Genomic DNA, 11,941 nt, shown 5'->3' with positions numbered 1-11,941 from the left:
TTAGCTATTTTCAAAGGAAGCCAAATCGCGAAGCAAAAAAAATGAAAAAAGTGGTGTAATTATGGTGTATATTATCTAAAAAAGATATAAATTGGCGCACCCTATTAAAATACGCAATGATTAAAGCATCTTTTGAAGCCCTTCAAACGGGCAACCGACAATCATTTATCGCCCGTAAATTTGATAAATGGGTCTTTGACGGCCCTTATCATTTTCATCCGGAGTACGAGTTAACCAGCATTATACAGGCAAACGGCAAACGTTATGCAGGCAGCCATATGGAAGATTTTTGCCATGGCGACCTGGTATTACTCGGTCCCAACCTGCCTCATTGCTGGAAACTGGATACAACCCGTCCCCAGCCCGAAGCCACCGCCATAGTTATACAGTTTAATGAGAGTTTTTTAGGTGATGATTTTTTTTGCCGCACGGAATTGAAGGACATTAAAAAGCTTTTTCAATTTGCAGCCAGCGGTATCAGTTTTAAAGCCGGTACCAGGCAGCGGATCAACCAGCGTTTGGTAGCGTTGATTGAGGAAGAAAATAGTTTTAAAAAGATGCTGATGCTGCTTGATATTTTGCAGCAACTTGCATTATCAAGCGAGTTTGCATTGCTCGACCAAAGCCAAACTATTGCCGCGCGTACTATAGCCGAGCAGGAACGCATAAACCCCGTATTTGCTTATTTGGTGGAGAATTTCAGGCAGCAGGTATCATTGGATAAAGCAGCCAGCATAGCCAACATGACCACCAACGCATTTTGCAAGTACTTTAAGAAGATAACGCGCAAAACCTTTATGGAAACCATTATTGAGTACCGCCTTAACTACGCCACCCAGCAATTAGTACAAACAGATAAACCGATATCAGAGATCTCGTTTGAAAGCGGTTTCGGCGATGTGTCGCATTTTTACAAGATGTTTAAGCTAAAGATGAACCTGAGTCCGCTAAATTACAGGAAGAAGTTTATGCGGAGTTTGGAGAGCGGCGAGGCCGTGGCGTAGGTAAGCTGGAAGCTTACATCATTTGGGTCTAAGTTCGCTGCGCTAAACTTAGACCAGTGCACGTTTTTACATCCTGTCATTTCGAACGATAGTGAGAAATCTTCTTCTACTTGTATTTACGTTGTGCATGTCCGAATTGCATAGTGCAGAAGATTTCTCCCTCCGGTCGAAATGACAATGGGGGTTATATGAGTTATTTAACGCTTCGTTTCTTTAATTCCTTGCTTATTACATCCAGCGCTTTTTTCTTTTTCTGATCTTTTGTTTTTTTAACTTTCAGGGCTTCCTGTTTTTGCAGGTAGGTTTCGGTATGGGTGCGGGTGTAGTATTTGCAGAACCAGCTTATGGGACAAACCTCACATTTAGGGCTACGGGCTATGCAGATGTAACGGCCATGCAATATAAGCCAATGATGGGCTATACCTAAAGTTTCTACCGGTAGGTATTCTACCAATTGTTTTTCAACTGCCAGTGGGGTACGGGCATTAGTGGTTAACCCTATGCGGTTAGCCACACGGAAAACGTGGGTATCAACCGCTATGGCTGGTGCTTCAAATATTACGGATGCTATTACATTGGCTGTTTTGCGCCCAACACCCGGCATTTGCTGTAGTTCATCAAGCCCCTCGGGTACCTGGCTGTGGAATTTTTCAACCAGCATTTTGGCCATGCCCACCAGGTGCTTGGCCTTGTTATTGGGGTAGCTAACACTGCGTATGTAGGTAAAAACTTCTTCGGGGGTTGATGCGGCTAAACTTTCAGGGCTTGGGAAACGCTCAAATAGGGCAGGCGTTACCTGGTTTATGCGCTTATCAGTACATTGTGCCGATAGGATAACCGCTACCAATAATTGAAACGGATTGCCGTAATGCAGTTCGGTAACGGCATCGGGTTGGTTTTTTGAAAAGTAATCTACAAAATGTTGGTAGCGTTCTTGCTTGAGCATGGTTATGAAAAGTCTGAAGTCTTTAGTCGGCAGCCTTCAGTCCAAAAATAGTTAAAAAAATAAATCCAGGGTGATAAAGTTTTACAACTCATCGCCCTGGATTTTTGTCTTTACGGAATCTTCGATTAACGTAAACTCTTTGAATAATCAAGGATGTAGTGAATCGTCTGCAATTTTGGTCTCTTTGCTAAAAGGTCCAAATCATTGCGCAGTGAGTGGTAAAATATCACTTCGTCCGCTTCTAAATTCTCGTGCACATCCGACTCCTTCATCTCAGTTTTGTTAATGACCGCAGTAAATGGATTTGTAAAGGTTTCGCCCATATGCTTGTCTAGTGTTTAATATTAACTAAACGCAAGCCTGAATATAATATTTTATTAACTATAAAAAAAATTTCATGAAATTTTCATGATTTTTTCATCATTAATTTTTTAAGCTTAGTTCTTTACTCTGCATCATTTTACGCAGGTTATTAAGTGCGTAACGCATACGGCCTAAAGCAGTATTAATGCTCACATCGGTTATGTCAGCAATCTCTTTAAAGCTCAGATCGCCAAAGTGGCGCATTATCAAAACTTCTTTTTGTTCCGACGGTAAAAGCTGAATCAAAGTTTTAAGGTCCTTATGTGTCTGATCGCGAACCATACGGTCCTCGGTGCTTTCATCATAATTGCCCAGTACTTCAAAAATATCAAAGTCGTCACCATTACTAACCATTGGTGCACGTTTTTCACGCCTGAAATGGTCAATAACCAAATTATGCGCAATGCGGGTTACCCATGGTAAAAACTTGCCTTCCTCGTTATATTTTCCGGCTTTTAAAGTATTAATAACCTTAATAAAAGTATCCTGGAAAATGTCCTCAGCAAGATATTCGTCTTTAACGAGCAGATAAATTGAAGTGTAAATTTTTGATTGATAGCGGCGTATTAATTCAACAAGCCCCGCCTCATCACCCATGATGTATAGATGGATTAGATCCTGATCACTTTTCAATTGAAAATCCATAGAAAACTGTTACTTTAAACTTAGTTAAAATTGTAATTTTTTTTAAAGTAGAGTTCAATCTATAGGGGTTCTCCTTCTTGTTAAGAAATTGTTACATCAAATAAAACAAATTTCGGGGGAAAAAGCAAATATTTTTTGTTGAATATATGAATGTTTTAGTCAGTTTGAACGGCGTTTAAGTTCAAAACGCACTAATATTTAACACAATTTAACATTTATAATAAAGCGGTCATAATTAGCAACATAATCCTAAACGCATTTGGAAACGGCTAATAATTTTAGGATTTTTGCGTTTTGATAGCGGTTAATATTTCATAGCCGAAAAATTCATAGTTCATGGTTGATGGTTCATAACCAAAATGGTTATCTAACTCCTGTGGACTATGCTGAGATAAACACTATGAACTATCAACCATGAACTACAACTAAATGAACGAAGCAGAAAAAGATCCGCAACATCATATTATTATAAAGGGCGCCAGGGTTCACAATTTAAAGAACCTGGATGTTGCCATTCCTAAAAACAAGCTGGTGGTAGTTACCGGCATGTCGGGTTCGGGCAAATCATCACTGGCCTTTGATACGTTGTATGCCGAAGGGCAACGCCGTTACGTGGAGAGCCTTTCATCATACGCACGCCAGTTTCTGGGCCGTATGAATAAGCCCGATGTTGATTATATAAAAGGCATAGCGCCGGCTATAGCTATTGAGCAAAAGGTTATTACCTCAAACCCGCGCTCAACAGTAGGCACATCAACCGAGATTTATGATTATCTGAAATTGCTTTTTTCGCGGATAGGTAAAACTATATCGCCTATATCGGGCAATTTGGTGAAAAAAGATTCGGTTACAGATGTGATCAATTTCATCATGACTTTGCCTAATGAAACCCAGGTAACTATACTTTGTCCGCTATACCCGCATAATAATCGCAGTTTAAAAGAAGAGCTGGCTGTATTAATGCAGAAAGGCTTTGTGCGGGTGGAGTATCAGCAAAAACTGGCAAGGATTGAAACTTTGCTGGAGGATATGAGCATTGTTGATGATGGGTCGTGGCTGGAAGAAGAGGTAAAAGTTGAAAGCGTAAAGCCGAAAGCGAAAGGGAGGAAAAAGGCAGCGGCGGAGGAAGAGGAAGCGGAACTTGAAATTGGCGCTTCTCAATCATCATTAACGGCTCATCACGCGGTGCGTATTGTGATCGATCGTATTATTAAAAACGAAGAAGATGAAACTGTAAGCCGTTTGGGCGACTCAATACAAACTGCGTTTTTTGAGGGGAAGGGTGACTGCTATGTGCGCTACCAGGAGCCTGATGCGGATAAGGAAACCGAACGCTTCTTCTGCGATCGCTTTGAACTTGATGGGATAAAATTTGAAGAACCTTCGCCAAACTTTTTCAGCTTTAATAACCCATATGGCGCTTGTAAACGCTGCGAAGGCTATGGAAAAGTAATTGGTATTGATGAGGACCTGGTTATCCCCGATAAAAGCAAAAGTATTTATGAGGGCGCAATTGCCCCATGGCGCGGCGAGAAAATGCGCGAGTGGAATGATCAGCTGGTGCAGCATGCCTTAAAGTTTGATTTTCCTATCCATCGCCAATACAATCAACTTACCGAAAAAGAGCAAAAGCTGTTATGGACGGGTAATAAATTCTTCCGCGGACTGGATGCCTTTTTTAAGGAACTGGAAGAACAAACCTTCAAGATCCAATACCGTGTTCTGCTGTCGCGATACAGGGGTAAAACTACTTGTCCGGAGTGTAAGGGCAGTCGTTTAAGGCAGGATGCATCCTATGTGAAAATTGATGGCAGATCAATAACCGATGTGGTTTTAATGCCGCTGGATAAGGCTTATGAATTTTTCAGCAACATCAAACTAAACGAAACCGATACCAAGGTGGGTAAGCGCCTGTTGATGGAGATCAATAACCGTTTGCTGTTTTTGAATGATGTTGGTTTGAGCTATTTAACGCTTAACCGCTTGTCAAACACCTTATCGGGCGGTGAATCGCAGCGTATTAATTTGGCAACTTCATTGGGTAGTAGCCTGGTGGGATCAATTTATGTGCTGGATGAGCCGAGTATAGGCCTGCACCCACGTGATACCCAGCGACTGATAGGTGTACTTAAATCCTTGCGTGATGTAGGTAATACCGTGCTGGTGGTTGAGCATGAGGAAGAGATCATGAAAGCGGCCGACCATATCATCGATATTGGTCCGGAGGCAGGTACTCATGGCGGCGAACTGATATTTACCGGTACCTATGATGAAATTATAAAGGACGACAATAGCCTTACCGGCCGTTACCTAAGTGGTAAGGAAGAAATAGCCATACCTGCACAACGCCGAAAATGGCATGATTATATTAGTATTAAAGGTGCCAGGGAAAATAACCTGAAACATGTTAACGCTAAATTCCCGATGGGGGTGCTTACGGTAGTTACGGGTGTATCGGGCTCGGGTAAAACAAGTTTGGTTAAGCGGATACTGGCCCCGGCCCTGCAAAAAACGCTAGGTAATTATTCGGGAGAGCAGACCGGTTCATACGATGCCATTGAGGGCGATTACCAGAAGATAGAACAGGTTGAAATGGTAGATCAAAATCCGATAGGCCGTTCATCACGTTCAAACCCGGTTACTTACGTTAAGGCCTGGGATGAGATCCGTAACCTGTACGCCGCTCAGCCAGCATCAAAGGCAGCGGGATTAAAGCCATCGGCGTTTTCATTTAACGTAGAGGGCGGTCGTTGCGATGTTTGTCAGGGTGAGGGCGAAGTGAAGATTGAGATGCAGTTTATGGCTGATATTTTCCTGACTTGCGAAACCTGCGGCGGTAAACGTTTTAAACAGCATATACTGGATATTACCTATCAGGATAAAAATGTATCCGAAGTATTGGAAATGACCATTGATGAGGCTTTGGAGTTCTTTAGAAAAGAGCCGAAGATCATCGCCAAAATAAAGCCTTTGGTTGATGTAGGTTTGGGATATGTCCATTTGGGGCAGTCGTCAAATACCTTGTCGGGTGGTGAGGCGCAGCGTATAAAGCTGGCATCGTTCCTGGTTAAGGGGAATAATACACATAAAACACTCTTCATTTTTGATGAACCTACCACCGGACTGCATTTTGCCGATATTAAAAAGCTGCTGAAATCGTTTGATGCGCTACTGGATCATGGCAATACCATCATCGTAATAGAGCATAATATGGATGTGATAAAATGCGCCGACTGGGTGATTGATATCGGCCCCGAAGGTGGTGATAAAGGCGGTAAGGTTGTGTTTGAAGGCTTGCCCGAGGATCTGATAAAAGAGAAAGACTCTTATACCGGTAAATTTTTAAAGGAACGGTTTCACCAATAGTATTGCCGATAAGTTGTTTGTGAGGACACAAACAACGGGGAGAGGATACAAAACAATATTGATATGAGTAGTCCTGATTTGCAACAGATAAAAATAAAAAAATGTCTATAACTACCGAACACGAAAGAATTGGAATGCAGCAGGCAAGCGATGCAGTTGCTATCACGCTTAAAAAGATGCGTGAGTTTGCCAAACCGGGCATTTCAACCAAGGAACTTGACGAGTACGGCGGCGAATTGCTGGCACAGATGGGCGCACATTCTGCACCTGCGTTAACCTATGATTTCCCCGGGTATACATGTATTAGTATTAATGAGGAAGTTGCGCACGGCATACCATCCGCGGATAAAATTTTAAAAGAAGGTGATCTGATAAATATTGATGTATCGGCTGAATTAAATGGCTATTGGGCTGACAATGGCGGTTCGTTTGTATTAGGCGAAGATATCCACGGCCATAGCAGATTAGTGGAAGCATCTAAAGAGATACTGAGGAAGGCGATCAGCAACATCAAAGGTGGTGTCAAAATATCGGAGATTGGCAGGTTGATCGAAACTGAAGCCAAAAAAGCCGGTTATACGGTAATAAAAAACCTGACCGGCCATGGTATTGGTCGCAGTTTGCACGAAGAACCGCACGAGATAGCTAACTACTGCGACAGGTATAACACTACGCGTTTCAAAAAGAATTCGGTAGTGGCGATAGAGACATTCATTTCAACACGGTCAACAATTGCCGATACACAAGCCGATGGTTGGACGCTAAGCGGTAATAAAGGTGGTTTTGTTGCGCAGCATGAGCATACCATTATGGTAACTGGCGGCCAGCCGGTGATATTTACAGCTCGGAACGGCATCTGGGATTAATTATCGCCCAACCATTATAAAGAAAAAGCCCTTGTTTACTTCAAACAAGGGCTTTTTTGTGTAGAGACGCAACATTTTGCGTCTCTACAGGTGTTGTTATTTTAAGGTAACGCTGGTTTTGCCCATGGTGTAACCATCAGAATAAAGCATTACGGTATAAGTTCCTTTTTGGAACGGACCTGGGTTCATCCAGTCAATTACATAAGCATTGCCATCATCTTTAAAGTCGATAGATGTTTTGTAAGTGAATTGCAGGTTTTGACTATCAGCTGTAAATGATCCTGAATCGCCTTCAGTTATCAGGTTGCCGGTTGGGTCAAGCACACGGATAAAGATATCATGCATACCTTTTGTTGCAACAGCATTGGCAGCAACGGTAAAGCTGATCTTTAATTTTTTAGCCGGGCTTGATCTGCTCACTTCAACCTCTTTGCCGCTGCCCTTTATTTTGTAGGCTGCCGCCCCGAGCTGCGCCACCTTGAGTGCCGATGCTATCTGCACCTTAGTGCTCAGGTCCTGGTTTTGTTTGGAGAGCGTATCAACCTTATGCGATACCGTTGTGAGGTTTGTTTTTAAGGTGTCCCTTTCGGTAGTTAATGAGGCATTCTGCTTTTGGAGTTCATCAATATCTGCGGTGTATTTGGTTACAAAATAGCGCAGTTGTTTAACATCTTCCTGCGCCTTAGCCAATTCTTCTTTAGTTAATTTGCCTTTTGCAAGCTGCGTTCTTAAAACGTGGATCTTCGTTTGTAACGAATCGTTTTTGGCCTGCATTGCTGCAGATAGTTTAGTTTTACTCGAGTTAACCTGCTCAACCTGTGCTTCAAGACTGTCAAGTTCAACTTTCAGCCGTGATTTTTCATCGCTTTGATTAACGATAATCACATCTGATTTATTTTTTTGCATATACAGATATACATCAGTCCCCAGCAACGCCACAACAACAGCAATAAGGAAATAAATTACGTTTGAATTTTTTTTAGGTGTTTGCTCCGATTGATTTTCCATAAGTTTTTCTTTTTAATTTTAAATTAACATTTAATGTATCTGATAGAAACCTTTAATAGTACCATAGTGTTTTTTAATTATGCATATTGGTATTCATTTAAGGTAAACTATCTACATAAAATGTTATCAGTTTAAAGCTTTGGTTTAATTGTTTTTAGCTGATTAATTGTTTAATAATACGTAAAAAATTGAAAAAATGATAATAATCGTAAGTTTAAATTGAATTAGGGAACCGCCTAAAGTAAGCACTAATTGATTAAACACAAAATTCTCATATTTATTATCCACGATAATAAAACCGCACTTAAGGGAGTTTTATATCTTTGCAATCGTTAAACACCGGGTTGATGCAGCTATACAAATACTTTTTACTTTCCATCCTTTCGTTATCTATCCTAACAAAAACCCAGGCGCAAACCGATACTCTTTTACGAAATAAAATTGAACCCAAGCGCGAATTTCGTGGTGTTTGGATAGCTACGGTTGAAAATATCGACTGGCCCAAAAAGCAATCAACAGCCGATCAGCAAAAGCAACAGCTGATTGATATTTTAGATGATCACCAGGAAACAGGTATAAACGCGGTGTTTTTCCAGGTGCGGCCCGCTGCCGATGCTTTTTATGCAAAAGGATCTGAGCCGTGGTCGAAATGGTTAAATGGCAGGCAGGGGCAAGCGCCCGATCCTGCGTATGACCCGCTTGAATTTGCCATTACTGAAGCGCACAAACGCGGTATGGAACTGCATGCCTGGTTTAACCCATACCGTGCAACAAATGATAACAGATATTACGAGCTTAGCCCAAACCATATTACCAATTTAAAGCCTGAATGGTTTTTTACTTATGGGGGCAAAAAAACATTTAACCCCGGGTTGCCTGAGGTAAGGGAATATATCGTCCGCATTATTTTAAATGTGGTTGATAATTATGATATAGACGGCATACATATGGATGATTACTTTTACCCATACCTTATTGACGGGCAAAGTATAAATGATGCTGATGCCTATAATAAATATGGTGCCGCCCGCTTTAGTAATATAAAGGATTGGCGCCGCAATAATGTTGATACGCTGATACACATGCTGGCCGATAGCATACACAAACATAAACCGCATGTAAAGTTTGGAGTAGCTCCATTTGGAATATGGGCAAATCAATACCAAAATCCGGAAGGCTCACAAACACACGGCGGATCATCTTATTATGAGAACTATGCTGATGTTCGCAAATGGATGAAGGAAGGTTGGATTGATTATGTAGTGCCACAGTTATACTGGCCATTAAGCAGTAGGGTTGCTAATTTTGATACTTTAATAAACTGGTGGAGCAATAATACCTATAACCGCCATTTATATATTGGGCTGGGTGTTTATCGCATTGGTGAACGCTCAAAAGCATCAGCCGCTTATAAAATACCTACAGAATTACCTAATGAGATGAGGCACTTGCGTAATAATCCACGGATTGAGGGTACTGTAGTTTTTAGTTCGCACTCGCTCACAGATAATTTGGGGGGCTTTGCCGATTCGCTAAGCACTAATTTTTATAAGAGCCCGGCCCTACCGCCTTTAATGCTCTGGCTTGACTCCATACCGCCTAATGTGCCACGTAATTTTGTTGCAAAACAATCAGGACAGGGCGTGCTATTGAACTGGGAAACACCACTTTTAGCCAGGGATAAGGAACCGGTATATGGTTATGTGGTCTATCGTTTTTCGGGTACAGAGAAGATCGATCTGAATAATCCTGATCATATTTTGCATATCGAATACGATGCTAATACCGCCTACCAGGATAGCAGTGTGCAAAAAGGGGTGACTTATTCATATATAATAACCGCGATTGACCGGTTGAAAAATGAAGGTGACCGGTCGCCTGCTATTGCGGTGAAGGTACAGTGATGATGTGAGTTCGCTTCTCCTATCGTGATTGCGAGGAACGAAGCAATTTCTAATCTATACAGAGCAGATTGGTTGTACTGGCTTCAGTTGGCAACTGGATAACGATTACCTTTCTGATGGTATCGCTCATAGCCGCTAAGGCCTATTTCTTTTGTCTTGATACAAAAGAAACAAAAAATCAAGTCAGTAGATTAGGCTTCTTTGCCGCACAGGCCTTTCCCTGTAAATCAGGCAAAACCTGGGCTGCAATCTTTTTACTCTTTGCTTCGCCGCTCTTGGCTCTCGCTTCTGTAAAAATTTGCTATGCCCTGCAGCCGCACAAGGCCATCATCGTTTTGCCTGATTTCGCCCGAAGCTGTTCTACTGACGGGGGAATAGAAAATCAGTTTTTCAACCATGTCATTGCGATCCGCTGAATAGCGGAGTGGCAACCTCGTTGCCTGTATATTGAACGCGATGAGGTTGCTTCGTCGTTCCTACTCGCAATGACATTTTAAGAATAAACGCGTGTAATGGCCCGACAAAAAGCGCGGGCCTGGGTGTTTTGCCTGTGGGTGGAAGGATCTTTTTGTCTTGATCTTTGGTTACTTTGATAAAGCCAAAGTAACTAAGGCTCCGCGCCTATGAGCGGCTTCACGCGATATTCACACCAGTAACCTCGTCGCTTGTATATTGAACGTGAGGAGATTGTCTCGCTGTTGCTAGAAAGTCCTTATGCTATACAAAGCAACCATTAAATATTACTCATTCATAGCATTACCCAGGCTAATCAGATAGCTTTCGTCTATTTTATCATCAGCGTGATCGGATGTAAAGCCAGTAAATTTAGTACTATCGTCAATAAAAGCTTCTTTAAGTGCCTTCTTCTTAAGCGCTACCTGCTGAAAGCTGCCACTTTTTAAATGGAATACATAGTAAACATTATTGTCCACAAATTCATCATAAGTATTGCCTGTAGAGGAAATGCCATTTGATTGATAGTTGGATGCTACAAATTTAGTGGCTATCAGCTTATATATTTTATATTTACTGCCGGTGCTTATAAGCTGACTATACATATCATTACTTATACCCAGCACACGTTCAAAGCTATAAGGCTGATCATGGGCATCAAAAAGGACAAATGACCTGATGGTATTTTTATCGGTCAGATTTACGTTATTCATGTCTTCAGTTATGTACAGGTCACCCTTTATTTTATCGTAATTAAAAAGCATGGTTGGGGTTTGTACTATTTCGCCATTGGCTTTCACCATATAGCCATGCACCCATTGTGTAAATAAAAAGCGATGGCCTACAGTTTCTTTCGCGCTGGTAAAAACCAGCAAACCGCCGATTCCACCACCTGTTTTAATATCATCGCCCGGGTGTTGATTGTTAAAGGCAGCTAATAAAAGCCCTGCGTCACTTTTAGCTGGGGGTGTCTTATTAATAACTGCTGCCGGGTTGGTTTTTAAAACCACTTGCAGGCTTGCCGTTGCATCAGCTTGGGTATCAGTATAACCATTGCACTTGATTGTTATTTTGGATGAGGGATTAGCAGTTAAAGTAAAATGCCCGGTAGAATCTGAATAAGTTGCATTGTTATCGCTTTTTATAAAGGCATAATGAACCGGGTAACCCTGATCGCTTTTAACAGTGCCATTAATGGTAATGCTTTGCCCCAGTGCAATGCTGCAAAAGGCAATAAAAAGCAAGGCAGATAGCATGAGCTTTTTCATATGGAGTGATTTGGTTACCTAATCTAAACAATTAAATAACAAATAGTTATTTTCGTAACGTTCTTTTTACTCGCCTGTCATTCTGAGCGGTAGCGAAGAATCTATTCGCGTTCATTGT

General features: G+C 41.6%; 9 protein-coding genes. 5 read left to right on the top strand and 4 right to left on the bottom strand.

All coding sequences use genetic code 11. The features are described from left to right. Window positions 1-116: 116 nt before the first annotated feature. Entirely contained in the window at window positions 117-1,004 is an 888-nt protein-coding gene (locus tag BLU33_RS19810; RefSeq protein ID WP_091377224.1) for an AraC family transcriptional regulator, read from the top strand. A gap of 193 nt (window positions 1,005-1,197) precedes the next feature. Here the strand turns inward: BLU33_RS19810 and nth are convergent, their stop codons facing one another. Together nth and BLU33_RS19795 are read right to left on the bottom strand one after the other, a co-directional pair. Further along, a complete protein-coding gene (nth, locus tag BLU33_RS19805; RefSeq protein ID WP_091377221.1) occupies window positions 1,198-1,950 on the bottom strand; it encodes an endonuclease III in 753 nt (250 codons plus the stop codon). Between the two features lie 423 nt (window positions 1,951-2,373). Beyond that, window positions 2,374-2,958 (bottom strand): RNA polymerase sigma factor, encoded by a 585-nt coding sequence (locus BLU33_RS19795; RefSeq protein WP_091377215.1) that lies wholly within the window; start codon window positions 2,956-2,958, stop codon window positions 2,374-2,376. Between the two features lie 429 nt (window positions 2,959-3,387). Here BLU33_RS19795 and uvrA point away from each other — a divergent pair, with 429 nt between their 5' ends. Then, window positions 3,388-6,324, top strand: coding sequence for an excinuclease ABC subunit UvrA (gene uvrA / locus BLU33_RS19785; RefSeq protein WP_172829271.1), 2,937 nt, complete (start codon window positions 3,388-3,390; stop codon window positions 6,322-6,324). 101 nt (window positions 6,325-6,425) lie between these two features. Continuing rightward, the gene (gene map, locus BLU33_RS19780) at window positions 6,426-7,190 is read left to right on the top strand and encodes a type I methionyl aminopeptidase (protein WP_091377212.1); all 765 of its coding nucleotides are present in this window, start codon (window positions 6,426-6,428) and stop codon (window positions 7,188-7,190) included. A 96-nt stretch (window positions 7,191-7,286) separates the two neighbouring features. Here map and BLU33_RS19775 read toward each other — a convergent pair whose 3' ends face one another. After that, complete coding sequence (locus tag BLU33_RS19775; RefSeq protein WP_091377209.1) at window positions 7,287-8,198, bottom strand: hypothetical protein; 912 nt, start codon at window positions 8,196-8,198, stop codon at window positions 7,287-7,289. A 347-nt stretch (window positions 8,199-8,545) separates the two neighbouring features. Here BLU33_RS19775 and BLU33_RS19770 point away from each other — a divergent pair, with 347 nt between their 5' ends. Together BLU33_RS19770 and BLU33_RS19765 are read left to right on the top strand one after the other, a co-directional pair. Continuing rightward, window positions 8,546-10,102, top strand: a complete 1,557-nt coding sequence (locus tag BLU33_RS19770) for a glycoside hydrolase family 10 protein (RefSeq protein ID WP_091377206.1) — start codon at window positions 8,546-8,548, stop codon at window positions 10,100-10,102. A 68-nt stretch (window positions 10,103-10,170) separates the two neighbouring features. Beyond that, complete coding sequence (locus BLU33_RS19765; RefSeq protein ID WP_091377204.1) at window positions 10,171-10,518, top strand: hypothetical protein; 348 nt, start codon at window positions 10,171-10,173, stop codon at window positions 10,516-10,518. A gap of 324 nt (window positions 10,519-10,842) precedes the next feature. Here the strand turns inward: BLU33_RS19765 and BLU33_RS19760 are convergent, their stop codons facing one another. Further along, a complete protein-coding gene (locus BLU33_RS19760; protein WP_091377201.1) occupies window positions 10,843-11,823 on the bottom strand; it encodes a carboxypeptidase-like regulatory domain-containing protein in 981 nt (326 codons plus the stop codon). Window positions 11,824-11,941: the final 118 nt, after the last annotated feature.

The organism is Mucilaginibacter mallensis, assembly GCF_900105165.1.
Lineage (GTDB): Bacteria > Bacteroidota > Bacteroidia > Sphingobacteriales > Sphingobacteriaceae > Mucilaginibacter > Mucilaginibacter mallensis.
This window is presented reverse-complemented; position numbering and strand designations above follow the sequence as displayed.

Excerpts from the sequence above, each read along its gene's own strand:
- BLU33_RS19810 (WP_091377224.1), top strand. The coding sequence starts at position 117 with ATGATTAAAGCATCTTTTGAAGCCCTTCAAACGGGCAACCGACAATCA.
- nth (WP_091377221.1), bottom strand. The coding sequence starts at position 1,950 with ATGCTCAAGCAAGAACGCTACCAACATTTTGTAGATTACTTTTCAAAA.
- BLU33_RS19795 (WP_091377215.1), bottom strand. The coding sequence starts at position 2,958 with ATGGATTTTCAATTGAAAAGTGATCAGGATCTAATCCATCTATACATC.
- BLU33_RS19760 (WP_091377201.1), bottom strand. The coding sequence starts at position 11,823 with ATGAAAAAGCTCATGCTATCTGCCTTGCTTTTTATTGCCTTTTGCAGC.
- BLU33_RS19775 (WP_091377209.1), bottom strand. The coding sequence starts at position 8,198 with ATGGAAAATCAATCGGAGCAAACACCTAAAAAAAATTCAAACGTAATT.
- BLU33_RS19770 (WP_091377206.1), top strand. The coding sequence starts at position 8,546 with ATGCAGCTATACAAATACTTTTTACTTTCCATCCTTTCGTTATCTATC.
- map (WP_091377212.1), top strand. The coding sequence starts at position 6,426 with ATGTCTATAACTACCGAACACGAAAGAATTGGAATGCAGCAGGCAAGC.
- uvrA (WP_172829271.1), top strand. The coding sequence starts at position 3,388 with ATGAACGAAGCAGAAAAAGATCCGCAACATCATATTATTATAAAGGGC.